Source organism: Rhizobium sp. NFACC06-2 (assembly GCF_900101425.1).
In the GTDB taxonomy this organism is placed as follows: Bacteria; Pseudomonadota; Alphaproteobacteria; order Rhizobiales; family Rhizobiaceae; genus Agrobacterium; species Agrobacterium leguminum.
This window is the reverse complement of sequence record NZ_FMVA01000016.1, coordinates 1-25,326: the sequence shown is the minus strand read 5'-3', so window position 1 is coordinate 25,326 and position 25,326 is coordinate 1. Positions and strand designations below refer to the sequence as shown.

Here is a 25,326-nt window from a genome sequence, read left to right as displayed (position 1 = left end):
ATGACGTTTCGCCTGGTTCACTTCGTGATCAAGCTGGCCCGGGCACGGCCACGGCGTTGTGTTTTGCCAGCGCCTGCTGGGCAGCGGCAGCAAGACCCTCTTCCTTTCCGCCTGCGACTTGCACAGTCGGAACGGCGATCTTGATGCCTTGGGCGTTGAATGCTTCCCGCAGCATCGCATAAGCTCTGCGACGGATGGCGGATTGCAGCTGGGTAGGTTTCAACGTCATTCCGAAGCTCAATTTTATTCCAATGTCGGTGATCTCTTCGACGCCTTTCATTTTGAGGTTCTCAATAATGAACGGCTGGAATTCGGGGTCATCGTACAGGGCTTTACCCACGGCCTTGGTAATTGCCTTGACCTGGGCGACGTCGGATTCGTAGGACACGGACAGAAGGAATTTGACCACTGACCAGTCGCGGCTCATGTTCTGGATGGCACCCAGTTCACTGAACGGGACGATGAATATCGGGCCCCTGTGGTGCCTAAGCTTGACCGAGCGGAGACTGAACGCCTCGACGGTTCCTTTGTAACTGCCACTCTGAATGTATTCACCAATCCGGAATGCATCGTCGAGTAGATAGAACATGCCGCTGATGATGTCCTTGACAACGGTCTGCGCGCCAAAGCCAATGGCGACGCCTACAACGCCAGCACCGGCGATCAATGGTCCGATCTCGATTCCGAGTGAAGACAGGGCCATCATGATCGCAATCGCTGCGAAAAGGATCATGACGAAGTTGCGCAGGATCGGGAGAAGGGTTCTCAAACGGGTACGCCGCCGCTCCCGCTCGCTTCCAATCTCAAGCGCGGCTTCCGTGTCTCCCATTTTCCGATCGATCAGCACTTTCACGACATTCCATGCCAGATCGACGACAAGGAGAATGATGCCGGCGCTCAGCACTCCACGTAAGAGCCGTAGCGCGGGTGAATCCTGCATCGTCATCTCGGTCAGTCGAACGTCCATGACATCGGCGAGGAAGAGGATGGCTGCAACGATCAGGGCTGCCCTTATCCCACGCTCGACGACAACCGAAGCCACTGTGACACGGTTATGACCGTCCTCTTCAACGCCGGAGCGGCGCAGAATGTTGTTTATGGATGCTTTGGTAAGAACGATCGCGCCTGGCAATGCGGCGCAGACGACCATAACCCAGAAAAGCGTCGTCGCGCCCGCCACCCAGAGCAACCAGATACCGGTTAAATAGGCAGTCCAAAGCCAGTTGCGACCATTCAATCCAATCCGGCTGCCCTGTAGCGCGGAGGAATGAGGCGGGCGTCGCCATATGGCCTCGATAGCAATGCCGAGAAGAATGAAACCCAGGAAGTAGGCCGCGAGCTGCCGCGCCGCGATCGATAGGCCAAGCGTACCGAGAAGCCGGATGGTCACCCAGCCAAAGGCGTACCAACCCACGAGATAGCTCAGTCGTTTTGCCCAGTGACCTGCCGTCTCGTCAGAGATCGGAACCACGCGGAAATGGCCTTTCTCGTTCGAGCGTGGCGCCAGAAACACATCCAGTACTGCGCTGGCGAGGCGGTAAATGACGACAGCGAACAGGAAGCCGACGACGATTTCCCTGACAATCGGTGGCCAGTCAAAAAGCAGGAAGAAACCGATGCTGCCCAGCCCGAACGACAGCACGTAAAAAGCCGCCCAGAGCAGCCGGGCGGTTAGGGCAATAATCCTCTGCCAAACGGTAGTGAACGAGGCTTCTGCCATCCATGACCGCCAGCCAGCACTGATCCACCAAAATACCCATTGAGCGGCAAGCCCTGCGGCAACAAACGCGACCACCAGCACGATGGGCCGGGTCCCGCCAATCGTCTTGATGTCCTGCTCAAGCAAGGCGGCGCCACGCATTGCTTCGGACGGAAAAGAATGTGCAGAGTCGACCATTGCGGCGGCATGGGCGCGGAAACGCATTGTCGATGCGGCAAACGAGGGACCGACCTCTGCGCTGGTCGAAGGCGGCGCTTCAGGATTCGCTCCACGAGCGACGTGCTGCAACCATTTCTGAACATCGGGATCCGACATTAGGGTGATGAAGTGCTGGACATTGGGTGGTTGTTCCGCCGGTGCGGGCGCGTCAGGCATTTGCGCTGTTGCGGCTGAGATGCCAACGAACAGGATGAGCATCGCCGCAATAGACGTGCGAGATATTTTCATCAGCAAAAATTTCAGACGCATTACCATTGTCTGTCCCTGTTGTGGTACCTCGGCGCCCTTCCGAAGGACGCTCGACCAGCTATTGATGACATGCTTCAGTCGAAGTATTCGGTGTGTTGCAGCGCGATGATTTCCGTGCCGTGCCACCTGAACCAAGGAGGAACTGAACCCCTCCGGCATAATTGTCTCTGGTGTCGGCATCGACGACGGCAACCGGAGCGGCAAGGATCAGCCCTGCGGTACTGCCCACTGCCGCTGCCGTGCCGGTTGTTGCTGCAAGGATCGTATCTCCAAGGCCAATCTTGCTGTCCGTCAAAGTCTGTCCATCAGAAATCCGGGCTCCAATCAGCCGGACGATCTCTGGCGACTCCGCGAACTTCCCGTGGTTGAGGCTGTCCCCGGCTTTGATCATGGTGAGGTCGATTACCGAGATCTGGCTTTCGGCCAATTCACTCTTGTAGGGAGGCTGCTCAGGGTCGATAGCGCCAAGCCTCGCGACGTTGCCCCACACTCGGCGGGACACGGCCAATGCCCGGTCATCCCGGGAGACAAATAAAGTGAATTTCGGATGCTTTTTGCCCATGTCGGCGATCTGTTGCCGGAAGACGTCGACGTCGACGTCGGGAGATGCGAGCATCACATTCTTGAACTTGGCCGGAAGGCTTCCATTGCGAATGGCCATTTGACGAAGCGCCTCGAGCGCGAGCCAGTTACCCATGGAATGAGCAAGGATCGAAACTTCCTTCACCTGCTTATCCCTGGCCAGATATTGAAAAAGCAACTCCAGGGCATTGCGCGTATAGTTGGTGCTTTCGCGGTCGTAGCCGTACGCAAGTAGGCTTCCGCGCGACGGCCAGGTGACCAGTACGGGAGCGCTCGCTACGCCGGAATCCTGGACGATCTGGGCAAAGCGATAGACCGAGTCTTCAAATCGATTGTTGAAGCCGTGAATGAAGACCAGCACGCTGCCGTCACGGCTCTTTCTAACGGAAGCGCTCAGCCATTTCCGGGCATCGTCGCGACTGATTTCCTGTGCCTTTAACGTCGCAAAATCAGTGGCTGGATTGGGAGGAATCCTTTTCGGCCAGGCAACATTACCAATCTTGCGGACATTTCCCGGAGGAATGGACACGGTGATCTCCGCGAAGGCCGCATCCCTTGCGCGTTCACCCGTAAACATCTCGCCTTTGTTCGCGGAGCGACTACGCGTTGTTGTGATCAGCATGTCCACCTTGGTGGATGTGGGGGCGCTATCGGCAACAGGGACAAGAACGTTTTTCGCGTGGCCGCCGCAACCAACGAGAGCTGCGAACATCACACAAAAAGGGAGCCTTCCCATTCGATATGGAAAGCGTCCGTTACGGAGGTCCCTTGTATCGTTGCCGTTCACCAGATCGCCCGCCGCCATTTGTCACAGCTTTGTCCTCGCCACGTCGGCGCACAAAAAAACTATGCGAATGACGGGCTGTTTTCCCGTAACATCGGGTATGTTACGGGCATCCGGCGGGCGATGCCGTCATCTGAATGCGTGAAAGTGTCGAAGTTGCCAGAGACAATTACACGCGGCCCCGTAACCGTCGTCTTTCTCGCCCGCTCGCCAGCGTGGTAAGACATGCGAGGCCTTGACGGTGCTGCAATCTGACCCCGGTAAGCTGACCGCACCAGCGTATATTACGGTAACATACTGCACGAGCCGCGCTTCATCAAAGAATATGCCATCGAGACATTCGGCGTCGCCGTGACGCTGTGACGGTGGGAGAGGACAATGGATGAAGGTGTGGCTGCGGTCAGGCTGCGGTTTCCCACAAGAGTTCAGGCCATCAACGAGCTTGCGTCGCGGGACGTCATATTCTGTGAAATCTGCCAGGATTTTGCCGAAGCCCAGACGGAGTTGGCAAGATGGGAGGCGGCTTCTTCCGATCCGGTCCGAGATGACCGTGTGGCCGAATACAGGGAATTGTTGGCGGCCCTTGGCAGAGAGATTGAAGATGCTCTCACCCGAGCCACCGTTGTCTCTCTTCATCGCTCACCCGGTCCGCGCCCGGTGTAACTCCGCCGGATGAGCGGTTAACTTCGAAGGAACAAGATCGTGGCTTCCGAGATATCACACGAGCCTGTAACTACCCCGCCACCCCGCAATCCCCTGCGGAGGATCGCTTTCGCTGTCGTTTGTCTGGCGCTGGTCCTGTTCGTGCTGTCAGTCTTCATGGAGCGGCGGACACCATTAACATCTCAAGCGCAGGTCCAGGCGTATGTCGTTGGTATCGCGCCTGAAGTCACAGGTCGCGTCGTGGAAGTGGGCGTTAACGACAATACGCGGGTGGAGGCCGACCAGGTCCTGTTCCGAATTGATCCCCAGCGCTACCAACTCGCGGTGAACGAGGCGGAGGCCGGTCTGGCCAGTGTCGGCCAGTCAATCGGCGCATCGACCGCTGCGGTGGATGCCGCCCAGGCAAAGCTTGTCCAGATCCGTGCCGACAGGGACAACCTTCGCGACCAATATGCCAGGGCCTCCGAACTCCTCAAAAACGGCGTGTTTTCAAAAGCCCGTTTCGACGCCGCCAAATCTGCCTTGGATCAGGCAGAGGCCTCGGTCTCCGGTGCGCAGGCTGATCTCACCAAGGCCCGCGAGCAACTCGGCCCTTCCGGAAACGACAATCCGCAACTGCGCGCAGCTCTTGCTGGATTGGAGAAGGCCAGGCTGGACCTGATGCATACCACAGTGCGGGCGCCTTCGTCCGGGGTCGTGACAAACCTTCAGCTCACCAGTGGTAAGGTTTTGCCAGCCGGCCAACCGGCCATGACCTTTATCGATGTAGGCACCATCTGGATCAATGCCGCGTTCAAGGAGAACAGTCTGGAAAATGTCGTCGTCGGCAACAGGGCGGAAATCCTTTTTGATGCCCTTCCAGGCCGACTGTTCCCTGCCACGGTAGAAAGCGTCGGCTTCGGTGTTTCGCAAGGGAGCACAGATCCGAGTACCGGGTTACCAACCATGCGAAGTGACAGCGGCTGGGTCAAGGAGGCGCAACGGTTTCCAGTCCGTCTCAATATCGATGAAGCTCAAAGACCAAAGGGCGGCGTGCGCTACGGTTCGCAGGCGACCGTTATCATCTATACTGGTAACAATCCGGTTACTAATGCTTGGGGATTACTCTGGGTCCGTATCATGTCGGTGCTCACCTATGTCAACTGACAGCGCCGTTGCCGAGCAGAAAAGAAAAGGATTGCGGGTCGCTTTTGCGGTTTCGATCGGCTTCGTGCTGGCGGTGTATTGGGGGGCTTTTGTTCCGTTCCTCGGGCCGCTTTTCGCCGCACAATTTCTGCTGGGAAGCTCTCGACCGATGCCACTTGGCAAGACACTTGGTGTGGCGCTCGTCATTCTGGTCGCGGGAATGGCGATGATGGTCTTGACCAGCAGCCTCGGCAATCGTCCTGTTCCCTTTCTCCTGCTTCTGGGGCTAACCTATTTCCTGTGTTTTGCCTTACAGACGTCGGGAAAGGGCGGGCCTGCGGTCTTTCTGGTGTTGGTTGTCGCGATCATCGTGCCACTGCTCGGTATTTTGAACGATGAGTTGGCCAATTCCATCCTTTCGATCCTTGTCGGTGGCGTGTTGTCGGGCACGCTTTTGATGTGGCTCGCCCATGCGATCTTTCCCGAACCGGTAGTTCTGGACGGAGGTGCCGCGCCATCCTTCGACCAGCCGCCGGCTTTGTCGAGAGCATTGGCAAATACGGTGATCCTGCTGGCGTCTGTCGTAATCTGCCTGACGAGCGACAATCTGACGGCCGCGGCGGTCATTCCGATCACCGTTGCATCCTTACTCGGCCAGCTCGACGTCGCCGCAAGCACGCGGGCAGCTGTTGGGCTTATAATGGTCAATCTATTCGGCGGCGTCCTCGCATCTTTAGCGTATGCGATCCTCACGCTTCGCCCCAACCTGTTCTGGATCTTTCTGATTGTCCTTGTCGTTGCCCTCTTTCTGGGAGGTCGGGCAGCAGCCCGGACCAAGGAGGCGCCGATGTTTGCCGGTGCTCTGACGATTTTCCTCATCCTGTTCGGGCTTGGTGTGTCGCCCCTGCCTGGCAGCGCTGCGGAAAGCTTCGCTACCCGCATTGTCTATATCGCGGTGGCTTTGACCTACACTCTGTTGCTCGCCACCATTCTGTGGCCCAGAAGGCCGCATCTGAAAAGGATAAACTCATGAAAACGCAGCTCGTCTGATTCCACAGTGGTGCGTGGATATGGAAGTATCCGCGTAAGACGCGATCGTGCGAAAAAGGAATGAAGGAAAGAAATATTGGCGTCACTTTTCCTCCCTGCCCGTTTGCAAGTCGCAGGGAGCGGCATTGTGATTTTCAGCGTGTTAACCCTCGGCTCTAGCGCGGCTCCAAATCCGAAGCACTGATGGTTATCGCAGCGGGGTCTTCAACCTTGGGAGGCAGCATTCCGGCTTTGCGAAGTCCCTCTATCAGTCGGTCACGATCGCCTGGCTGTACGTTCCGCATCGCCAGTTCTTCAACGACGTTCGGTAGGAAGTTCGGCCGCATTCGAACAAAAATCTCTGCCTCGTACCGGGCTTGATCCATCAATCCGGCATCTGCGTATATGACCGCCGCAACCGCATGAAACAGCGGAAATCTTTGCATATCAGCCTTGGTGATCTGGCGGACGGCGGTTGCATTGTCATGGAGCATGTAGGCGGCAAGAGCGCGTGTGCCGTGATAATAACCGCTGCCACCCGGATTAAGTGCGATAGCCTGATCAAGCAGGTTGGCTCCCCATTGCCAATGGCCGCCAAGGGCCAGCCTGGTGCCGAACTCGCCCATCAACTCAGTGTCGTTGGGATTGGTAGCGAGGGCCTCCTCTCCTGCTCTAATCGCCTCGGTAAGCTCCCGGTTGAAAAACAGGGCCATCATCAACGCCTGAAGCCCCCGCGTGTTGCTCGCATCAAGCTGCGTCGACCGTCTCGCCGCGCGAAGCGCCCGCTGCACTGGTGTCTCCGGACCCTGACCCGTATTGAACCTGAAACGGTCTTCATCGAGATAGATAATCGATAGCATCGCCCAGGCAGTTGAAAAGGTCGGATACCGTGCGACGGATGTTTCCAGGCATTCGCGAACGTGTGCATGCTCTTCGGGGCTGAGTTCGGTCCGATATGCGTAAAAACGCAGGCTGCATTCGTAAGTACCAAGATCTTGCGGTTGAGGATTTGTCATATCGACCTGTGCAATCACGCCATATGGTTGCGCAATGGCGGTGGCGACCCTTCTGGCCACGTCCGCCTGTATGGAAAAAAGGTCTTTCGATCCGAGATCGTTATCATAATCCCGCGACCAGACTATTTCGCCGTCGTCCGTGTCCAGCAGACGAGCTGTCACGCGCAGGCTGTTTCCAGCAGTTCGCACACCTCCGGTCAGGAGATAACGGGCCCCAAGTTCCTCCCGAACTTTGGACACATCGATGTCCGACGGCAACGATTTGGACGTCTCGCGACCGAAGACCCGGATCTCCTTGAAGCGGGGCAGGGCGGTCAAAAGCTCCTCCGTAAGCCCAAGACTGTATAGCTGGGTGTTTGGTCCATCGCCCAAATTGGCGAAAGGAGCCACAATTAGGGCGGGTCTGTCTGGAGCCGCGCCTCCTGGTAACTCTGCCTTTGGCGCCAATCTTAAGTGACTTGAGAATTGATAGGTAGACGCAGCTATAAGCAGGACGAGGCAAGCAAGCGAAAGCCGCCTCACGCTCCACCATTGGACCATCGGCGATAGCTGTGATGTCGGAACGGACCCATTATCGACCTTCTTGGAAACCACCGCAGTATTCAGTGAGAACACCGGGGCATATCCGCCCTTCGGTATGTCGATCCAGACCAGGTCCTTGTGACCTTCCACCAGATAATAGCGTTCCAGCGAACGCCTTAGACGCGCGGCCTCGATCCGTACGACCGGATCGTCCTGCGTGAAGCTTTCATTGCGGCCGAATACCTCAATTGCGATGGAGTAACCCTTGATGCGGGCGGCCCGCCCGGCGATGGCTTCTTCAACAACATATCGCAGAAACGCGGCACTTCGCCCCAAGCCGGGAAACTCCGCGCTCGCGACGATGCGTTCGAGTTGCGACCGGATTTCCTCTACTGCCGGAGGGTCTCGTGCTGTTGTTGAAGCTGTGGACACCGTCGTCTGCATAGCCGCCTCCCGTCCCCCTCGAGATTCATCGCATGCGTGTAGTGTGTTGTGAGCTTACACCCGAGACATGGGCGCGTCCATTTGTTCTGCTCAAACCTTTAATATGCCAGATCGCCGCAGCGGTGGATGTCGATATTATCGGCGCGTCTACCGTAATCCGGTACAAACGATCTTGCTGCATTGTGCCGGTGTCTGGTCGTGGTGCCCGATCCATAACGGTTCGTCGTTCACAAGCCGATTGTGGCTGACCGGCCTCAAGGTGATGCCGGTGAAGACAAAGAAGGAAGAAGACTTGCGTCAGGCCGAAGGCTATTCGAGGCGCCGCAAGAAGCTGGAACCGTCCGCGATCTGGCAGATGCTCTTCGCCACATGGGGTGGTCCATCATGAACAAATTGCGATCATAGTGGGCGTTGATGCCATCAGGGCAATATCAACCGGCAAATAAAATGGAAAATTCCCGAGCGCTACGACGGGTCATAATGCTTCACATCTAGAGCGCGATATCAAACCAATTTGATCTGGAGGACTCAAACGGATGCACGGGTTCGATATGGTTCAAGACCAAGGCGACGAGGTAAGCACGGCGGATGCCTCGACGGCATAGAGTGGTTGAGCCGAGACCGTCTTGGTGGGAAACGGTTATGGACCTGCGCCTATCAAGCGCTCATGTAGTTGGCCGATGGCACGGTGGAAAACTGTCGGATCGTCGAGCGCCCGAGACAGAACGATCGCTCCCTGGATGGCGAGAACGGCGTCCTCCGAGAGGAGGCGCGCCTGCTCAGCGTCACGGCCTTGCCGGACGAGCGCTGCTTGCAGAGCGTCTACCCAAGCGACGAAGTAACCCCGGATAGCCTGGGCGAAGAGGTCTCGCGTGTTGGCGACAGCCAGGGCACCAACGAGACAAACGCGCCTGCCAGACCGGAAGTAATTCGCAGTTTCATCGAGCATCGTCGCGATTGCGGCGTTGGCGTCGTCTCCGTCTCGCAGAGGTGAATAGACGGAATCTTCAAACCATTGCTCGATTTCGGCGAGAACAGCCCGGATCATCTCCTCCTTCCCATTCGGGAAGAAGTGATACAGGCTGCCCTTTCCCAGGCCGGTGGCCTTGCCGATCAGGGCAAGGCTCGCACCTTCGTATCCATGCTCGCGAAATACTTCGGCCAGAGATGCGATGGCGTCGGATCGTTCAGCGACCATGCGGGCCATGATCAGAGGCCCAGATCGCTAAGGCTGGGATGGTCATCCGGACGGCGGCCAAGCGGCCAATGGAACAGGCGATCTCTCTCGGCGATCGGCATTTCGTTGATGCATGCGTAGCGGTGTGCCATCAGACCGTCCTCTGCGAATTCCCAGTTCTCGTTACCATAGGCACGGAACCATTGACCACTGTCATCTCGATATTCGTAGGCGTAACGCACAGCTATGCGGTTGCCGGTGAAGGCCCATAGCTCCTTGATGAGGCGGTACTCGTGCTCCTTGTTCCATTTACGTGTCAGAAATGCCTGAGCTTCTTCACGGTTGGTGGCGAATTCGACGCGGTTCCGCCAGCGGGTGTCGAGAGTGTAGGCGAGGGCGACCTTGGCGGCATCGCGGCTGTTCCAGCCATCTTCGGCCAGACGGACCTTTTCGATGGCGGTTTCGCGTGTAAACGGGGGGAGTGGAGGGCGTGACATGAGTAATTCCTTTGTGAGTTGTTTTGTGTACTAATTGGTAAAGACTTTACTTATTGGTACAATAGGTCGAATGATTTTCGGTGTCAACGGGTTTCATACGGCGTCCGAGCGAAAACTTGCCACGTGCTTTCCCGATGCCGAACCCGAACCGGAGGGCCTATGCTGAGACTAGCGAGAACAAGACGGACCATCCGTGCGTCCGTGCGCAATGGACTTCATGCGCAGCAACCCGGTTCCGTCATCACAACAAGAGCGCTCGTTGGCTCTAAAGCCGGGACACAGGCCCGCGCCGATGCATCAAAGCCCGCCCTATCGCCTAGAGGCGACCAGCCATGGCAATGATGTATTCCGGAGAGGCGTGGAGAAGGTGGTGTTGCCAGTATCAGGGAGCTCGGCGGCTTAGAGCGCCGCATCGTCGGACCTTGTCTATCGTGATCCAACGAACTCAGTCCCCTGCAAAGGAGCGACTTCGAAAAGCCGGCGAACGGCTATGCCGTAGTAATCGCTACGGAGAGTACTGCGAGGCCGAGTGCGGCCTTCGGGGCGTTGATCGTTAAAAAGGGGCGTGGACGCCCCTTTTATTTTTTCGATCGGCCACAGACGGCCGCGGCATGGATCATCCACGCCGGAGCCGGATCATCCCTTGATGAAGGCCAGCAGATCGGCGTTCAGCACGTCGGCGTTGACGGTGAGCATGCCGTGCGAGAAACCGGGATAGGTCTTCAGCGTGCCGTTCTTCAGGAGCTTCACGGCCTTCAGTGCAGAGTCGGCAATCGGCACGATCTGGTCGTCTTCGCCGTGCAGCACCAGCGTCGGAACGCTGATATTCTTCAGGTCTTCGGTCTGGTCGGTTTCGGAGAAAGCCTTGATGCCATCGTAATGGGCCTTTGCGCCGCCCATCATGCCCTGTCGCCACCAGTTCTGGATAACGCCTTCATGAACGGTCGCACCATCGCGGTTGAAGCCGTAGAACGGGCCGGCCGGTACATCGCGGAAGAACTGCGCGCGGTTTGCGGCGAGCGACGAGCGGAAGCCGTCAAAAACCTCCATCGGCAGGCCTTCCGGATTGGCCTCGGTCTTCAGCATCAGCGGCGGCACGGCGGAAACGAGAACCGCCTTGGCGACACGGCCGGCGGGTTCGCCATGTTTGGCGACATAACGGGCAACTTCGCCGCCGCCGGTGGAGTGGCCGATATGGACAGCATTCTTCAGATCGAGAGCTTCGACGACGGCAAAGGCGTCGGCGGCGTAGTGGTCCATGTCGTGACCGTCGGCAACCTGGGCGGAACGGCCATGGCCACGGCGGTCATGGGCGACGACGCGAAAACCCTTGGAAACGAAGAACAACATCTGCGCATCCCAGTCATCGGACGAGAGCGGCCAGCCATGGTGGAACATGATCGGCTGAGCGTCCTTCGGGCCCCAGTCCTTGTAGAAGATTTCGGTTCCGTCCGTGGTTGTTACAAAGCCCATGTTGATATCTCCTTGTGATGAACTGTTTGTGGAAGAGTTGTGTGAGAAGGCGAGCGCCGGAATGCTCACGCTGGCAAGTGCGATGCTTCCGATCAGTACGCTGCGTCTCGAAACGAAAAACCGATCTGTATCGGATGCCATTGTATTTCTCCTGTCGCGCTGCCTGCAGCAGAGTGCTTCGCACCTCTTCATCGCTGCGCCATCCGCGTTCGATGGAGAGGGCCACGGTGTGGATGTCGACGAGACTGTCACGGCCGGGACCAGATGGAATTCCGATTGTTTCGCGCATGTCGCGGATTGTTGTCACTGCCCGTTCGAGCATACGCCGCTTCTGATAGTCGTCGAGGTGATCGAGCCTGTTGGCGTCGCGGACAAGTTCGGCAATGGAACTGTTGGTCAGGGTCATGGCATGAGGTTGCCGGGTCGGCTGACGGGCGTCAATGGAAGACCTTAGGTGAGCTCAGGTGCCGAAGTTGACGCCAGGATGTGACGCCGATGCATCACGGCGCGTGGACGCCGAGCTGAGCTTGCTCGGCGAAAAATTTCTGAAATATTCGTATTGTTATCATGATTTGGGGAGCGTTCCGTAAGTAAGATATGAGGATCGCGTCGTGCTGGCCTGTTGTTTTTGGATGGTCGGTGGCCGAATGCAGAAATCTGGTGGTTGCGTTCCGTTTGTACACAATGAGATTATCGGTGCGGAGATTGCCGGAAAGCAAACGTCGATCAGTCTGCTACTCTCGGGGGATCGATTGGCGTGGGGGTTGTCTACAGCGACAAAATGGCGGTGGATCAAAACGGGGTGACGATATGAAAAACGGAGCGTGGGCGTTCCGACGTCGGTACCGCAAAGTATCGACAATCAGTTGCTTTGCCGCATTTTTGAGTTTCGGGGAAGCCGCGGCCACGTCGGCGGATATGACGGTGGACCGCCTTCTCGGTGTCTGTGAAGCGCCCACCGTGCAAGAAGCGATGGTGAACGGCGACAAACTCGACTGGCAGCGTCTGTCCAGTACCGACATTGAGGAGTGGCGTCGCAGCTTCGTCGGTTATAATGGCGGATCTGTTGATGTGGTCGGATGGCGACATGAGAGAGAAGGCGGCGTGGAGTTATTGTCGTTCTGGATTGCCGCTGGTCCTGATGGACACAAGGCGTGCGCCTTTACCACGCCAAGGCCTGCCGGTTTCGTGGATGCGTTATCAGAGCGGCTTGGAGCACCAGACAATCTCGACAAGAATGACGCTATCGAAAGTGTAACCGCGGCGTGGAAGCGGGGCGCGGTCGAGTATTCTTTTGTTCAGGTAGGCTCTTCCGCTGTTATCAATATCGGTTCAAGTCGGTGACGTCGTGGCGTGTACATCAGGTAATGTCGGCACCAATCAAATCGCGTGATGCCCATGTGGCAGGGCTTTTATTCTTGCCATTTATCATTATGAATCATAACTAATGTATTGCGGAGGGTGGGGACATTCCCCTCGGCGGTTATGATCCTGACGGGTCGCCACTTTCCGCTGTTGGCCTTTATCGCAAAGGAACTCATCTCCCCGGAAAGGACTTGGGCGTCCGTGCCTTCCTGAAAAGCGGCGCACCCAACTGGGCGGGCCGCTGTATGGCCTTAGCTGTTGTCTTCAGTAGGCGCGTCCGGGCCATACTTCTTGATCGAGGCGATTGCGTTCTGCGCACTCGCCTTGGAGGAGTAGCCTTCGGTCGCAAAGATCACTTCACTGTTGTATTTGAAGCGAACGCGGAACTCGCCAGCCTTATCTTTATAAATTTCAAACTTATGCGCCATCTTGTTTTCCTCCGTGTTGGGAATGATTCGAACAATTCAAGCGTGCCATTCGTAAAACGCAGCCGCAAGTTCATTGCGCGCAATCCTTTCCGGCGCGGTGGGAGCTGGGGGGGGGGTAACTCACGGATATTGGTCGGGCCTGCGCGTTACGCGAGAACTCGAGTCCTCGGGCACAATAACGAGCAGGTTGAAACCCTCATCAATATTGAATGTCTGCGGATTGAGCAGTTTGTCCCCATAGGTGGAACTGAACCAGCACGCGATCTTGTCATCATAAATTGCCGTTACGGTTTCCCGGACGGTTCTGTTGATCGCGTCTATGATTTCGGTCCCTGTCTTGCCCCGTCTGTTGAGATGCATGAGCTTTTTCCGCGCGGGGCTTTCTCCGTCGGAAACCGCGATTGATACCCTGTCCTTCGAATAGCTTTTGACCCGAACCCGCAGTCGCTTCGGGCGAGACGCATCAAACTGGTCGTTAATTTCTTTGATACGCGCCTCGATGTCAGCATCGGCCAGACGCACCTCGGGCAAAACATCATCTGCCGGCGCAAGCCCGTCGCCAAATTGCGTGCGCGCAACCTCGGCAGCGTGATGCGCATAGGCAAGATGTGTCACAGGCAGTGCCCTCAGCCATTTGCGCCGTTGTGTAATCGCCATCGACTTTGCCGCCTCGTCGCCAAGTTTGGCGACGGAGAAGTTTTCTCTTTTCTGCCCCTCGTTGGTCATCAGGGTAGCCTGCCACACATCGCCGTCGGTCGTCTCAACACGCCTGACGCCGGAAATTCCGCTTCGGTTGTTCTTGCGCACAAGCACGGCCTGCTCGAGGTTGGTGGCGGGCGGAATGGCAAGGATGACGGCGTCGCGGTAAGCACGCGCCTGACGGTAGGCTTCGTCGCCGGAACCGTAGATGCTGTCCTTGAACAGCCTGACAATCCGGTGGCCACGTCGCCTGATACTGACCCACCAGCCGGCGCCATGGCGAGCCCCGGCGGCTTCTTCGCGGCTAAGGCCGTAGGTATCGGCATCGTGTTTTGTGTGTCTCGGATTTCTTTCGATCGTCACTCCGTGCCCCGGCCTGTCAGATTTCATCGATGGATATTTGGCGTATCCAGGTTGCAGAATTCATGTTGAATCCTTGGTTTCGCCACAATGTTTGATTGCATTCTGTCGAGATTTTGACAGCTGATTGATTTTTTGAGCTCTGCTATCGAGGTTCGCAATGAATGGCCAGCCCTCATCCTCTGACTTCATTCAGGCGAGTCGTGTGCTCAAGGTCAAGTCGCCTTTGGGCGAAGACCAGCTTCTGCCAGAGCGCCTGTCCGTCGAGGAGGGCGTATCGCAGCTCTTCGACATTCGCCTGACCGTGCGGGCCAAGAAAGAAGCGGTCAAGCCCGAAGAACTGATCGGGCGGCTGGTCGATGTTTCGGTTGAGATCAGCCAGGGCGAGGGTGACGGCGGCGGTGTTCGCCGCCCGTTCAACGGCCTGGTGACGGAGCTGCATGAAGGCCCGCCGATCACACGCGGCATGCGCTCCTATGCGCTGACGATCCGCCCGCAAATGTGGCTTCTGTCACGCCGTTCCGATTGCCGCATCTGGATGGACAAGACGGCGGTCGAGATCGTCGAGACGCTGTTTTCCGAACACGGCATTCCGGCACCCGATACATCCGGCATCATCTCGCCACCGCCTGCGCAGCATTATAGCGTGCAGTTTAACGAGACCGATCTCGATTTTCTCACCCGCCGTTTCGAAGAGGACGGGCTGTTCTACTGGTTCAGCCATGAGGATGGCTCCCACAAGTTGCATGTGGCCGATAGCGCCAGCGGCTGGCTCGGGCCATCACCGGCCGCGCAGGGGGAGGGGACGGTGCGTCTGGCACAGGGCTCGTCGGATCGCAACCACATCAACGACTGGGCGCGGCGCTTTTCCTATGTGTCGGGCCAGCGGGCGGGTGCGGACTGGAACTTCGAAACGCCGGGCATGGTGCCGGGCACGATGACGCCCTCACTGGTGCAGATGCCGGATGCGACGAAGCGCGAGCTTTACGAATATCCGGCCCGCATCAGGACGGTGGAAGAAGCCGAGCGGGCGCAGAAACTGCGCACCCAGGCGATCGAGGCCGACCACGACCGGGTATTCGGTTCGTCGACCTCGCGCATTCTGGAGGCCGGCCGCCGCTTCACACCTTACGAGGTTGCTCATCCCGAACACGCCTATGAAGAACATGTGATCATCAGGGCGAGCCACAGCATTGTCGATCTCTCCTATGAGACAAACAGCAACGAACCGGAATACCGCAATCACTTCGAGGCAATTCCGGCCCGCGTTCCCTTGACGCCGCACCGGTCAACAAAACGCCCGCGCATCGAAGGCACGCAGGTGGCGATCGTCGCTGGCCCGGAAGGCGAGGAAATCCATCCGGATCAATATGGCCGTATCAAGCTGTGGTTCCCGTGGGACCGCAAGGCGAAGAAGGATGGCACGGATACATGCTGGGTGCGGGTCAGCCAGGCATGGGGCGGCGGCACATGGGGTGCGCAGGTTATCCCGCGCATCGGCATGGAAGTGATGGTCGCTTTTGTCGATGGCGACCCGGACAAACCGCTGGTTATCGGCGTGGTCAACAATCCCGCCAATTCCGTGCCTTACGACCTGCCCGCCAACAAGACCCGCATGGTGCTGCGTTCCAACAGCCACAAGGGTGACGGTTTCAACGAAATCACCTTCGAGGATGAGGCCGGAAAGGAGAACCAGTTCTTCCACGCCCAGAAGGACCAGACGACGCGGGTATTGAATGACCGGACCAAGCGCATCGACCGGCATGAGGTCGCCTCGGTCGGCGGAAACCGTGCCGTTGAAGTTTCCGGCAACCAGAAACACGAGATCGGTGGTTCGGTGAATACGGTCGTCGGCGGCACGGGGCCGATGGCGATGATGGCCATGGCGGGCGTGCAGGCGCTCTCCGGGCAAACGGCCGGCCTTCTTTCGCAGGCCGCCCAGATCGCCGGCGGTGGTGGCCCGGGTGTCGCGGCTTTCGCCACCACGCTCGCCTCATCTGCGCTCGGTTTTCTTGGTGCGGGCGGTCTTTCCGCACGCGAAGGTGTCGTCTCCGGCCCGAGCCCGCGTGCGGATGCGGGTACGGCGCTTGCCGGTTCCGGCTCGGGCGTCGGTTCCGATGCTTCGGGTCTGTTTCCGCTGCCGGGCATCATGAACACGATCGTCAGCACGTTCAAATCCGATAGCGTCGGTGTGGCGCGGGCTGAACAGATCGGGGTGAGCAAGGTCACCAATGTTGGCCAGACCTATATTACCAGCGTCGGGAAAGAGCAGCGCACCACCGTAGGTAAAACAATCCGAATGGAGGTCGGTGAACTCTTCGATTTGTGGACGCACGACAAGTTCCTAGGCCGTTCCGAGACCTGGTACGTAAACGCCAACAAGAAGATCGTACTCACGGCGCCGGGCGGCAGAATTGAGATCAACGAAAGCGGGATACTTATCAAGGGCCTGCGCGTCGATATCAAAGGCAATCAGATAAACTTCTCTCGCGGCGGCCCCGGCAAGAAGACCGACAAGGGGTTTGCGGAAGATTGTTCGAAGAAGAGCTGACCTATGTTCGAAACATTGAAAACGCAAATCCAGAATGAGTTCATGCAGCCTCGATATGCAGGTTCGAAGCTGTTCGTCCTGATCGATCCCTCTCGCAATCCTGGTCTATTGACAATCGCCCAAGGCATGACTGACGAAGGAGCATGCCTATTCATCGGCGATGCGCGGCAGGAATTCGAAGACGATGCGCCGTGGCTATTCAGGTGCGACGAAAGCGGAGAACTCGTCCGTTACCTTGTCGGCGAAGGTCTTGGCCGACGCTGGAGCGTCTTCGTCGAAAGCAATCTGGAATTCGCCGAAATCTTTACCCATTTTCGCAAGTTCGTGAAGGTCGTTGATGGCGATGGAGACCACATATTCTGGCGCTTCTACGATCCGATGATTATCGCCGGCCAGTTGCCGTTTCTCACGGTCGAGCAGAGAGAGCATTTCCTCAGTGGGATCGAGCGGCTCGGTACGGAGATGGGCGAGCACGCCTTCGCCTGGTTCCGCAGCAATGGCGACGGACGGCTTTCCACGCATGTGCTGGAAGCGCGCGGAGAGAAAGTCGATGTATCCGATAACGAGATATCCGACGTGAAGGACATCCCCTCGGATCTGGTCCAGATTTCAGTGGAGGGAGCTCGCGTTCGACCGATGATGCACCTGACCCAGTCGCAGATCGATGCACCGCTGCTCTACAATCGTCCAGCGCTCGTCGCGCATGTCGTCGAGAATCTCGACGAAGAGTTCTATCCGGCAATTGCACAGGTCGATCGGCAGGTGCTCGATCAGATGATCAGCCATGGCATTTCGCTGGCGATGTTCTCTTATGCCATCCACGACGTGGAGCACATTGAACTCTTTATAGACTTCATGTTTCGGATCGCACCTGGTTGGCACAAGGAGCCCGCTCTCAACCAGATTCTCAGGCGAACGGATATCACCACCAACGAGAAATTCGACCGCATGACCGAAGATCGCATGGCACGCGCCTGGGACGACGCGGAAACTATCGACGACCCCCGCGAATGGCTGCCGGAGGAGATTGCCCGACAACTGAACGCCAAGGGAGAACTTCTCCAATGAGCGAAGCTTATAAGGCAGAACTGAAGGACGGGATCTGGTCGAACGTCAAGCAGATGGCGAAAGACGATCCAGCCATCATCACCGACGTCGCCGGCATTTTCGACCCAACGGGCGCAGCCGATCTGACGAGCGCTGGCATCCGCGCTGTGAAGGGCGACTGGTGGGGAGCCTTGTTCTCCGCGGTATCTGCCGTGCCGTTCGGCGATCTTATTGGAAAAAGTAAGCTGCTGGCCCGCTACGGGCCTAAAGGTGCCAAGCTTGGCGGGGCGATCGCCTCCTACTTCGGCAAAAGCGCCAAAGCTCTGCAGGAGAGCCTCGTGGGCATGAAGGGTGCCAAGGCGGCGATCGCGGCCCGAAAGCGTGCTTTGGAGAAAGTGCGCGAGGCGATGAAGAAAAAGCGCGCCAAGAAAAATTGTGCCGAATGCAAGAAAGTCCCGAACGGTCGCATGCCGCGCAATGGCGAAAACGGGAATTGGGTCGACAAGGCCGGTAACAAAATCGATCAGCCAGCGGACGGCGAAGGCTTCTTCAAATTCAACGAACCGAAAAAACTACCAGACGGCAGGACCGTCGACGGAATTGACTATAAGGACGGCTTCCCTAATTTCGACAACTATGTCGTCGGTCAAAAACACGACTTGCCGGTTGTTACAGGCAATGCCGCAACAGACGGAACCGCCCTGTCCAATATGCTTGGGAAGCCGCCGCCAGATCCGCAAAAATATGTACTCAATCACTTTGAAGACGGGACTGTTGGATACGTTCCTCGAGTCATACATGACACCGGCCAAGGTGGCGTCGCGCATGTCGGCGGCAACTCTCTTATCAATTCCGAACTGTTCTGAAAGATAGAAAATGGACCTGAAATCACTTAACCCGACACTTTTCGCAAGTTACGAACAGGCCAAGGCTTATCCGCCCGATGAATTTGGCGCGCGTTGGAAAGAGGTAAGTAGTGAGGAAGCCGAGCAATTCCAATCGCAAACTGGATTGACGCTTCCCAGCGATTATCTGGATTTCGTCCGCGATTTTGGCGAGTTCACAATATGGACGGAGGGGTTCGGTAAACTTTATACTCGTGTGACTTGGCAAACAGGAAAAAGCGGCGACGCTGAGATTGGCAAGATCGCTGGCCCAGCAGGAATCTTGGAGACCCGGCAGTCCTATCTCAACGCCGGTAGCGGCGCACGGATCCCAGAGGATCTCGTCCCGGTCACATTCGACAGCGGCTATGGTCACGTAATGCTCGATCTGTCGAAGGACGGTTTCGGAAAGGTTCGCTATCTTCAAGTGAAGACTAAAGCTTTTGGTGCCGATGGATATGGGTGGGACCAGGTAGGAACGGTCGCTGACAGCTTCACAGAGTTCGTTCGTCGCATCGACAGTAAAAAAGGTCTCGCCAAGTCGTTTGGCCCGCCTAAAAAGGGATGAGGGCGTTGAACGGAAGTTTAGATACGCTTTTGAACACGCCAGACGAGATGGGACGTGTACATAGGCCGGTTACCAACCCGGAGATCGACGAATTTGAACGCTCCGAAGGCGTCACTCTACCGGACTCACTTAAGAGCTTTTGGTCGAAGTACGGAAGTCGCGACCTTAACAGCAAGAAGATTTTCGCTTTCAAGACCAAGGTGGTTTTTCCTGATGGAAAAAAGAAGAAAGCCGATGTCGGTGCGATCGCCAGTCCCGGCAAAATGATTGAGGCGCGTCAACGCTATATCGACCCGCTATATGGAAACTCCGGTGAGCGGTTGCCTGCAGGAGTTTATCCACTGACATTCGATAGCGGCTATGGCCACTGCCTGCTCGATCTGAACGCGGATACCTACGGTCGTATCCTGTACATCGTAATCAAGGCGAAGACCTTTGGTGATGCTGGCTATGGTTGGGATCACGTCGGAATGGTCGCGAAGGACTTCGATGAATTCCTCGCTGATTTTACTCCGGATTACCTCTGACCTTGGAGAAGGGCCGATGCTTCAGGAAGCCTATGCGCATTTGAGTTCGGTCGCGGAAAAATACACCGACCAGATCATTACGACCGCGTTCGAGAACTGGCCTCCGTTGTATAAAGAATATGCACTGGCGCGTCCCGCGGCATCTCTTCCCCTTAGCGCAGACGATATCGAGATCGTTTTACGCGGCAACTCCGATCGAGCACGCTGGAAACAGCAGGTGATCGCCATACCGGAGATCGCCCAGCATACAATCGAGTTTTACGGAGGTCCGGTGTTCCCAAAGATCGGCCCGGTCAGTTGGAAGGAAGTGCCGACCTTTAGCATAATAGAGTCGTCTGACGCCGTAGCAATGATACCTGCACTGCTCGCATCGGTGACGAGCCGGATGGCGATCATCCTGGAAGCCTTCGTGATTGGGCAGGTGCCGACGTTCCTGCACTTCTTTCCGGCAGTTGATCTGGCCTCGCACGCAGAGTTGCGGGTCAGGGTTCGCGACGGCGAGATGGTCGACGCAAGGTGGCAGTCCGTCCCGCAAGGTGTGCGTCCAGACCTCGCGATCAAGGAGCGCATAGTCCGCACGGCGACAAAGCTCTGCCCGTCGAGTCCACTACCGAGCTTGCTTTTGGACATCAGCGTGGATTGCAGCGATGCGACGTCGCCCGCGAGACTCATCGAGATTAATCCCGATATCCCGATGATTTCCACTCCCTCAGACCGTGCAGCTCTTTCGTGACAAGCTCAGGAGGTTTTACTTTGCCTGGAATGCCCGTAACGTTGAAAGCACACTGGCACGTCTGCCCAATGATCGATCCCGGCCCTAGGCCGCATATTGGCGGACCGGTCGTCTCTACACAGCAAAGTTTTGTAACGGTGGAAGGCGTACCCGTGGCCACGGTCGGTGACAGTCTACTTTGCACTGGAGTGCCTACGACATCAGACAAGATCACAGGTGGATCCTCGATCGCCAAGATAGAGGGCAAGAGGATTGCCCGTATTGGCGACTCCTGCGCGCATGGCGGAAGGCTGGTGCAAGGAGTGCCTTGGATTACGTTCGACTGAAAGAGCTGGGTTGGTTTGTCTGAACAGTTTTGGGCGTTTCGCTAAGTGGTTTACCGCCCTGATCATGCCGGCACCATTATTGGTATCAGCGGGTTGAAGTCTGCTGGTCAAGGGATGAATGTGGGCGTCGACCATTGTAGAAGGTCAGATATCGGCCGAGCCGACGCCGGCCTTGGACGCGGTCTTGAGGCCCGCGGTCGGAATGCCGACAGCCGCTCCATGCTGCGTCAGAAGAAGTCTGTGGCCATCGTCGCCTGCCTCTTCGATCTTTGGGAGAAGGAGCTGGGCAAGGTCTCTGGCAAGTCCAAGACCGCCGAAGCAAACCGCTTCCAACGGGCAAAATCGCTGATGTACTTCGTGCTGGAAAATACTCGTAAAAAGGTGAGACCTTCTTGGATGACATTCTGAATGACGAGCAAGATTTCGAAGAACTGTACGGCAAATGGGAGCCCAAACTCTATCAGGCATCCATGGCAGACACCGACCGTCACTTCGCTTCTCTGGTGGGTGGACCGCGCTGGGACGATCCATACACGATCATTCTAATGCACGACACTGTTGAACAAACATTCTCGCGATCGGATGTTCGCAGGGAGTTGCGCGACATCCGAGTGATACCGTCGTCGAAAGACAATATAGAGCCTTCCTATGTCACGATCAGCCTGCAGGGCGACATTTACGTTGTCGGTCCGGACGGTTCACAGCATTTCATTATCCCCGGAACTCAAGCCGAATCCGAGACCGCGCCTGAAATCGATTTCCGCTCCATTCTTCCTTATGACAATCGTTGGCTTGTCGCAGGCAGCGAGAACTTCTTGAAGCTCGGAAAAGGCGGGAGTTGGGAGGACGTGTCTCCGTCGCTTACGACTGAATATCCCTACTCGGGGACTGAATGGGCCATTCTAGGCAAAAACGTCAAAGGTGAGATCTTTATCGTTGCGACCCAGAGACCGAACCAACGATACTTTACCCTTTACCCGGGCCATCCTCTATTTCGAAGTGACATGACGGAAGACGAACGCTTTGAACTGAAAAAGAGATTGAGAGCTGGAAAGGGTACCCATCCTGTTCTAACGACGCTTTTTACAGGAACACCCGGCAGTTGGAAACGTCAGGAGTTGCCTGCACGGATTGCCGAGGCTTCACCACCATACGCATGGGTGGCCGCCATCACTTCCGACAAGCAGGGCAATGATTATCTGGTTGGCTCCGACGGTGTGGTCATGATTGGAACACCAGAAAGCGGTTTTTCGGAGATTTCATCGTTGCCGGATCGCGAAAAGCATTACTCTGATGCTGCTTATCTCGACGGTAAGTTGATCCTCATTGCTGACTCGGAACTGTTTCGTTTCGATGGACATTTAGCAAAAACCTTTACACCAAAAGTGAAGCTCCAGCTCGGGAGCAAACGGGTTCAGCCATCAGCGATTTTTGCCCGGGAAGACAGACTGCACGTGTTTGATTACGGAAACCGGATCTTTTCTCTCGTTGAGGGAGAATGGAGAGAGTATGCGATTCCAAACGAGTTGCTCGAGCGTCCTTTCAAAGCCAGAAAGCCGTAGATTGTCGGATGTGTGTACACCGTTACTTGATCCAAGCCATCACCGACTCGAAACGCAATGGCAGCGCGGTGTGGCGCCTGATGTCGACCGCGAAGACAACCATGCACCCGGCTTGCGGCTGGATTGTTGCCCTGGGACTGCGGACACGATCACGGGCGGCTCTTCGGTCGCCAGTATAGAGGGCAAAATGATTACAAGATTGGGTGATAACTGCGCTCATGGCGGCAGATTGGCCGAAGGCGTTCCGTAGATTACCTTCGAATAACGGGGGGCGGGTATGAGGCGCTTATCTTCTGGCATGCCGATGCTGGCGTGATCGCGCAGATCATTCCTGCACTTGACGCGAGCCAACTCGATAATCTTCTTGGCTCCACCACCCCGCTGTTGTTTGCACTGGGCCGGACCGGATAGTTGGCCGGGATCACGTCGGCAATCCGGAAAATCATTTGGAAGAGTTTGGGAAATGACATTCCAGGATGGCCTGCAAGATCTGGTCGACAAGCCTGTTGTTTATTCAAAATATATCCACGGCAGTATCTTTCATCTATTATTTGCCGCCAATGGTGGTGAGGTGGAACTCGTCTGCAACGGATGTCAGTGGATCATCCTCGGGAATGCCGGCGAGGTGCTGCTCCACGACGAAGGAGTGCTTTCCAACGAGGTGCTGTCCGATGTTTTTACCAGTCTGCGACTTCGGTCACATGAAGTTCTTTCTGCAAGCCTGAGCTTGCATTTCGACGGCGCCATTTTTCACGGGTTCACAACGGAAGCCTATCACCTTGCTCTCCATGATGGGGTAGTACTCGGTTCTGCCGAATGGCTTAAGCAGGCGGATGCCGCTCGGGACAGTTTCATGTTGTTCAACCCCGGGGAGGATGCGGTTGGCTACGAATTCTCCAACTATTTCGATTTGAATTCTGCGCCGTGGCGCGCGCGTTATCTGTTCGCAAGAGAGGAGCTTTAACTAAATGAGTGCCCAGATTGCGACGAGGATAATAACTGCGTTCGGTCGATGCCGATTACTGAAATAACTGTCTGGTATCTGGATCTGTTACCGATCCGTGAATGGAGAAGCTAAGTGTCCGAGATCGTTTTGGAAATAGATGAAAGAACGATGGAAAACCTGATGACGGGGCCATACGTCTTCATCGAGGAGGCGCGATCCCTGGCAATCCGGAAGACAGCCTATTTCAACAAGGCCGGCTTCATGGCTTATTCGCACCTCATCGACGAACATGGCTGTACCGGATTTTCGATCGAGGTTGAAGATGTCGCCGAGAACGAGCTGCAGGACTATTTCTCTCCTGATTTCAGCAACATTCGCAAAAAGGGTGACATCGTTGAGATCGGAATAGTCGGGTCCGGCGCCTTCTCCGAGGATTTCGACCTCGACGTGTTCAAGAATTTCCGGAACGTCAAAAAGATCACAACGCACGGCCTTTCTTTCCGGTCGAGACTACCGGAGCTTTTTCCGAAGCTCGAGACCTGGCTCAATCTCGACTGGAAGACCAATAAGGTCGAGTATCTCGGCAACAGATGTCCGGATTTGAAAAATCTCGCGCTCCACGGGTTCAGCGGATCGCTTGCACTTTTCGAAAATTCACCGATTAGAAAATTCTTTCTGATCTCGTCGACTATCAAGGACATTGACGACATTCTGCGCTTTAAGGATCTTGAAGTCCTGCAACTTGTGTCCAGCAGGATTACGGGCGACGTGTCGCGCCTTTAGGAGCTTCCCAAACTGCGATCACTGCGTTTCGAGGGCAAGGACAAGCTTGAAGGGTGGGATAAGCTGGCGAGCAGGTCGCTCGAAAACTTCGAGGCATCGCATTATCCCTGCAAATTTCCGCGCGAAAATTTCCCGAAACTTGAGAATTATGTCATCAACGCGTATCGCGCTCGGGACCCGTTCTTTGAAGAAGGAGATCGCGACGCCCTATGCGACCAATTCGCTGCCGTATGACCGTTCTCAGTGTCGCGGTCTCGCCGCGATTGTGGATTTTCGCTGCAGGCTCTCTGACTATTTAGCCAGCGGCGCCTTGCCACAAGGTATTTCGAGCGGGTGGAAGATCGAATTTCCGCAAGCTTTGTACGGCCCCCAACGGTCGACTGTTTCCTGGCGTCGCTGGAGTTCGGCAAACTCCGGATGCCTGTGCAGATAATCAGTCACGCGAGGCGTCCATCGCCGCGAAGATTTCTCCAAAAACCCTTTTTGCTCGCACGCCTGTTGGTTTCCGCGCAGAACTGAGCCGGTTTTTCCACCGAGAAGTGAGCCACCTCTGAGTATGGTTTTGTGATCAGGCTTTGGTCAAGGGATTGGCCTTTTCTCCTCTCTTCTGTGCTGCTGCAGCCGAACTGGCTTTGAAGCGGAAGCTGTCGTTACCGGTTTCCAGGATGTGGCAACGGTGGGTCAGGCGATCGAGCAGAGCTGTCGTCATCTTGGCGTCGCCGAAGACCGTGGCCCATTCGCTGAAGCTGAGGTTGGTGGTGATGACGACACTGGTGCGCTCATAGAGCTTGCTCAGCAGGTGGAATAGCAGCGCTCCGCCGGAAGCACTGAACGGAAGGTATCCGAGTTCATCAAGGATCAGCAGATCGAGACGGACCAGCGTCTCGGCGATCTGGCCTGCCTTGCCCTTTGCCTTCTCCTGCTCGAGCGCATTGACCAATTCGATGGTCGAGAAGAAGCGAACTTTTCGGCGATGATGCTCGATAGCCTGAACGCCGAGAGCGGTCGCGACGTGTGTTTTGCCTGTACCCGGCCCACCGACGAGGA

25 protein-coding genes and 1 pseudogene are annotated in these 25,326 nt (G+C 56.5%); 16 read left to right on the top strand and 10 right to left on the bottom strand.

Annotated elements, in window-relative coordinates; genetic code table 11:
* Nucleotides 1-28 precede the first annotated feature (28 nt).
* Nucleotides 29-2,194, bottom strand: a complete 2,166-nt coding sequence (locus F3H58_RS22020; protein ID WP_149743773.1) for a mechanosensitive ion channel family protein — start codon at nucleotides 2,192-2,194, stop codon at nucleotides 29-31.
* A 52-nt stretch (nucleotides 2,195-2,246) separates the two neighbouring features.
* Nucleotides 2,247-3,506 carry an alpha/beta hydrolase gene (locus tag F3H58_RS22015; RefSeq protein WP_286169959.1) on the bottom strand — a complete coding sequence of 420 codons (1,260 nt, stop codon included), beginning with the start codon at nucleotides 3,504-3,506 and terminating at the stop codon, nucleotides 2,247-2,249.
* 426 nt (nucleotides 3,507-3,932) lie between these two features.
* Between F3H58_RS22015 and F3H58_RS22010 the strand changes: the two genes are divergently transcribed.
* The 3 genes from F3H58_RS22010 to F3H58_RS22000 are packed head-to-tail and all read left to right on the top strand — an operon-like array spanning nucleotide 3,933 to nucleotide 6,375.
* Nucleotides 3,933-4,217 carry a hypothetical protein gene (locus F3H58_RS22010; RefSeq protein WP_111798268.1) on the top strand — a complete coding sequence of 95 codons (285 nt, stop codon included), beginning with the start codon at nucleotides 3,933-3,935 and terminating at the stop codon, nucleotides 4,215-4,217.
* A gap of 39 nt (nucleotides 4,218-4,256) precedes the next feature.
* Entirely contained in the window at nucleotides 4,257-5,363 is a 1,107-nt protein-coding gene (locus tag F3H58_RS22005) for an HlyD family secretion protein (RefSeq protein ID WP_149743771.1), read from the top strand.
* Entirely contained in the window at nucleotides 5,353-6,375 is a 1,023-nt protein-coding gene (locus F3H58_RS22000; protein ID WP_149743828.1) for a DUF2955 domain-containing protein, read from the top strand. The genes F3H58_RS22005 and F3H58_RS22000 overlap by 11 nt, the downstream gene beginning before the upstream one ends.
* A gap of 172 nt (nucleotides 6,376-6,547) precedes the next feature.
* On the opposite strand, the gene F3H58_RS21995 is transcribed toward F3H58_RS22000, so the two are convergent.
* On the bottom strand, nucleotides 6,548-8,353 hold the full coding sequence (locus F3H58_RS21995; protein WP_149743770.1) for an adenylate cyclase: 1,806 nt from the start codon (nucleotides 8,351-8,353) through the stop codon (nucleotides 6,548-6,550).
* 67 nt (nucleotides 8,354-8,420) lie between these two features.
* Here F3H58_RS21995 and F3H58_RS21990 point away from each other — a divergent pair, with 67 nt between their 5' ends.
* The gene (locus F3H58_RS21990) at nucleotides 8,421-8,741 is read left to right on the top strand and encodes a hypothetical protein (protein ID WP_149743769.1); all 321 of its coding nucleotides are present in this window, start codon (nucleotides 8,421-8,423) and stop codon (nucleotides 8,739-8,741) included.
* 252 nt (nucleotides 8,742-8,993) lie between these two features.
* Here F3H58_RS21990 and F3H58_RS21985 read toward each other — a convergent pair whose 3' ends face one another.
* The 4 genes and pseudogenes from F3H58_RS21985 to F3H58_RS27745 all read right to left on the bottom strand — a co-directional run.
* Nucleotides 8,994-9,560 carry a TetR/AcrR family transcriptional regulator gene (locus tag F3H58_RS21985; RefSeq protein WP_111798264.1) on the bottom strand — a complete coding sequence of 189 codons (567 nt, stop codon included), beginning with the start codon at nucleotides 9,558-9,560 and terminating at the stop codon, nucleotides 8,994-8,996.
* A gap of 2 nt (nucleotides 9,561-9,562) precedes the next feature.
* Nucleotides 9,563-10,027, bottom strand: coding sequence for a nuclear transport factor 2 family protein (locus tag F3H58_RS21980; protein ID WP_111798263.1), 465 nt, complete (start codon nucleotides 10,025-10,027; stop codon nucleotides 9,563-9,565).
* A 636-nt stretch (nucleotides 10,028-10,663) separates the two neighbouring features.
* The gene (locus tag F3H58_RS21975) at nucleotides 10,664-11,500 is read right to left on the bottom strand and encodes an alpha/beta fold hydrolase (protein ID WP_149743768.1); all 837 of its coding nucleotides are present in this window, start codon (nucleotides 11,498-11,500) and stop codon (nucleotides 10,664-10,666) included.
* 157 nt (nucleotides 11,501-11,657) lie between these two features.
* Nucleotides 11,658-11,906 (bottom strand): annotated as a pseudogene (locus tag F3H58_RS27745) (hypothetical protein); the annotation flags it as partial.
* Nucleotides 11,907-12,310: 404 nt separating this feature from the next.
* On the opposite strand from F3H58_RS27745, the gene F3H58_RS21965 reads away from it, so the two are divergent.
* Nucleotides 12,311-12,844 (top strand): hypothetical protein, encoded by a 534-nt coding sequence (locus F3H58_RS21965; RefSeq protein ID WP_111798261.1) that lies wholly within the window; start codon nucleotides 12,311-12,313, stop codon nucleotides 12,842-12,844.
* A gap of 272 nt (nucleotides 12,845-13,116) precedes the next feature.
* Here F3H58_RS21965 and F3H58_RS21960 read toward each other — a convergent pair whose 3' ends face one another.
* Both F3H58_RS21960 and F3H58_RS21955 read right to left on the bottom strand, forming a co-directional pair.
* A complete protein-coding gene (locus F3H58_RS21960; RefSeq protein WP_080707349.1) occupies nucleotides 13,117-13,293 on the bottom strand; it encodes a YegP family protein in 177 nt (58 codons plus the stop codon).
* Nucleotides 13,294-13,413: 120 nt separating this feature from the next.
* On the bottom strand, nucleotides 13,414-14,355 hold the full coding sequence (locus F3H58_RS21955; RefSeq protein ID WP_233283006.1) for a hypothetical protein: 942 nt from the start codon (nucleotides 14,353-14,355) through the stop codon (nucleotides 13,414-13,416).
* A gap of 157 nt (nucleotides 14,356-14,512) precedes the next feature.
* Here F3H58_RS21955 and F3H58_RS21950 point away from each other — a divergent pair, with 157 nt between their 5' ends.
* The 11 genes from F3H58_RS21950 (at nucleotide 14,513) to F3H58_RS21895 (ending at nucleotide 24,279) form a co-directional block, all read left to right on the top strand.
* A complete protein-coding gene (locus tag F3H58_RS21950; protein WP_149743767.1) occupies nucleotides 14,513-16,903 on the top strand; it encodes a type VI secretion system Vgr family protein in 2,391 nt (796 codons plus the stop codon).
* Nucleotides 16,904-16,906: 3 nt separating this feature from the next.
* The gene (locus F3H58_RS21945; protein ID WP_111798135.1) at nucleotides 16,907-17,971 is read left to right on the top strand and encodes a DUF4123 domain-containing protein; all 1,065 of its coding nucleotides are present in this window, start codon (nucleotides 16,907-16,909) and stop codon (nucleotides 17,969-17,971) included.
* Nucleotides 17,968-18,816 carry a hypothetical protein gene (locus tag F3H58_RS21940; protein ID WP_111798134.1) on the top strand — a complete coding sequence of 283 codons (849 nt, stop codon included), beginning with the start codon at nucleotides 17,968-17,970 and terminating at the stop codon, nucleotides 18,814-18,816. Before F3H58_RS21945 ends, F3H58_RS21940 begins: the two co-directional genes overlap by 4 nt.
* Nucleotides 18,817-18,826: 10 nt before the next feature.
* The gene (locus F3H58_RS21935; RefSeq protein ID WP_111798133.1) at nucleotides 18,827-19,402 is read left to right on the top strand and encodes an SMI1/KNR4 family protein; all 576 of its coding nucleotides are present in this window, start codon (nucleotides 18,827-18,829) and stop codon (nucleotides 19,400-19,402) included.
* A gap of 5 nt (nucleotides 19,403-19,407) precedes the next feature.
* Complete coding sequence (locus F3H58_RS21930) at nucleotides 19,408-19,929, top strand: SMI1/KNR4 family protein (RefSeq protein ID WP_188129022.1); 522 nt, start codon at nucleotides 19,408-19,410, stop codon at nucleotides 19,927-19,929.
* A gap of 16 nt (nucleotides 19,930-19,945) precedes the next feature.
* Nucleotides 19,946-20,662, top strand: a complete 717-nt coding sequence (locus tag F3H58_RS21925) for a hypothetical protein (RefSeq protein WP_111798131.1) — start codon at nucleotides 19,946-19,948, stop codon at nucleotides 20,660-20,662.
* Nucleotides 20,663-20,691: 29 nt separating this feature from the next.
* A complete protein-coding gene (locus tag F3H58_RS21920) occupies nucleotides 20,692-20,988 on the top strand; it encodes a PAAR domain-containing protein (protein ID WP_162691588.1) in 297 nt (98 codons plus the stop codon).
* A gap of 45 nt (nucleotides 20,989-21,033) precedes the next feature.
* Nucleotides 21,034-21,396 (top strand): hypothetical protein, encoded by a 363-nt coding sequence (locus tag F3H58_RS27820; protein WP_162691586.1) that lies wholly within the window; start codon nucleotides 21,034-21,036, stop codon nucleotides 21,394-21,396.
* Nucleotides 21,381-22,550: a hypothetical protein gene (locus tag F3H58_RS21905; RefSeq protein WP_286169923.1), complete on the top strand. Its 1,170-nt coding sequence runs from the start codon at nucleotides 21,381-21,383 to the stop codon at nucleotides 22,548-22,550. Before F3H58_RS27820 ends, F3H58_RS21905 begins: the two co-directional genes overlap by 16 nt.
* 463 nt (nucleotides 22,551-23,013) lie before the next feature.
* Nucleotides 23,014-23,514 (top strand): hypothetical protein, encoded by a 501-nt coding sequence (locus F3H58_RS21900; protein ID WP_149743764.1) that lies wholly within the window; start codon nucleotides 23,014-23,016, stop codon nucleotides 23,512-23,514.
* 162 nt (nucleotides 23,515-23,676) lie between these two features.
* On the top strand, nucleotides 23,677-24,279 hold the full coding sequence (locus F3H58_RS21895) for a hypothetical protein (RefSeq protein ID WP_149743763.1): 603 nt from the start codon (nucleotides 23,677-23,679) through the stop codon (nucleotides 24,277-24,279).
* 568 nt (nucleotides 24,280-24,847) lie between these two features.
* Here F3H58_RS21895 and F3H58_RS21890 read toward each other — a convergent pair.
* Nucleotides 24,848-25,326: ATP-binding protein (locus F3H58_RS21890; RefSeq protein ID WP_188129021.1), on the bottom strand; the 479-nt coding region annotated here is incomplete at its 5' end.

Bases quoted from the DNA above. Each gene is read 5' to 3' on its own strand.
- F3H58_RS22020 (WP_149743773.1), bottom strand. From the start codon at position 2,194: ATGGTAATGCGTCTGAAATTTTTGCTGATGAAAATATCTCGCACGTCT.
- F3H58_RS22015 (WP_286169959.1), bottom strand. From the start codon at position 3,506: ATGGGAAGGCTCCCTTTTTGTGTGATGTTCGCAGCTCTCGTTGGTTGC.
- F3H58_RS22010 (WP_111798268.1), top strand. From the start codon at position 3,933: ATGGATGAAGGTGTGGCTGCGGTCAGGCTGCGGTTTCCCACAAGAGTT.
- F3H58_RS22000 (WP_149743828.1), top strand. From the start codon at position 5,353: ATGTCAACTGACAGCGCCGTTGCCGAGCAGAAAAGAAAAGGATTGCGG.
- F3H58_RS21995 (WP_149743770.1), bottom strand. From the start codon at position 8,353: ATGCAGACGACGGTGTCCACAGCTTCAACAACAGCACGAGACCCTCCG.
- F3H58_RS21990 (WP_149743769.1), top strand. From the start codon at position 8,421: ATGGGCGCGTCCATTTGTTCTGCTCAAACCTTTAATATGCCAGATCGC.
- F3H58_RS21985 (WP_111798264.1), bottom strand. From the start codon at position 9,560: ATGGCCCGCATGGTCGCTGAACGATCCGACGCCATCGCATCTCTGGCC.
- F3H58_RS21980 (WP_111798263.1), bottom strand. From the start codon at position 10,027: ATGTCACGCCCTCCACTCCCCCCGTTTACACGCGAAACCGCCATCGAA.
- F3H58_RS21975 (WP_149743768.1), bottom strand. From the start codon at position 11,500: ATGGGCTTTGTAACAACCACGGACGGAACCGAAATCTTCTACAAGGAC.
- F3H58_RS21965 (WP_111798261.1), top strand. From the start codon at position 12,311: ATGAAAAACGGAGCGTGGGCGTTCCGACGTCGGTACCGCAAAGTATCG.
- F3H58_RS21960 (WP_080707349.1), bottom strand. From the start codon at position 13,293: ATGGCGCATAAGTTTGAAATTTATAAAGATAAGGCTGGCGAGTTCCGC.
- F3H58_RS21950 (WP_149743767.1), top strand. From the start codon at position 14,513: ATGAATGGCCAGCCCTCATCCTCTGACTTCATTCAGGCGAGTCGTGTG.
- F3H58_RS21945 (WP_111798135.1), top strand. From the start codon at position 16,907: ATGTTCGAAACATTGAAAACGCAAATCCAGAATGAGTTCATGCAGCCT.
- F3H58_RS21940 (WP_111798134.1), top strand. From the start codon at position 17,968: ATGAGCGAAGCTTATAAGGCAGAACTGAAGGACGGGATCTGGTCGAAC.
- F3H58_RS21935 (WP_111798133.1), top strand. From the start codon at position 18,827: ATGGACCTGAAATCACTTAACCCGACACTTTTCGCAAGTTACGAACAG.
- F3H58_RS21925 (WP_111798131.1), top strand. From the start codon at position 19,946: ATGCTTCAGGAAGCCTATGCGCATTTGAGTTCGGTCGCGGAAAAATAC.
- F3H58_RS21920 (WP_162691588.1), top strand. From the start codon at position 20,692: ATGCCCGTAACGTTGAAAGCACACTGGCACGTCTGCCCAATGATCGAT.
- F3H58_RS21900 (WP_149743764.1), top strand. From the start codon at position 23,014: ATGACATTCCAGGATGGCCTGCAAGATCTGGTCGACAAGCCTGTTGTT.
- F3H58_RS21895 (WP_149743763.1), top strand. From the start codon at position 23,677: ATGACGGGGCCATACGTCTTCATCGAGGAGGCGCGATCCCTGGCAATC.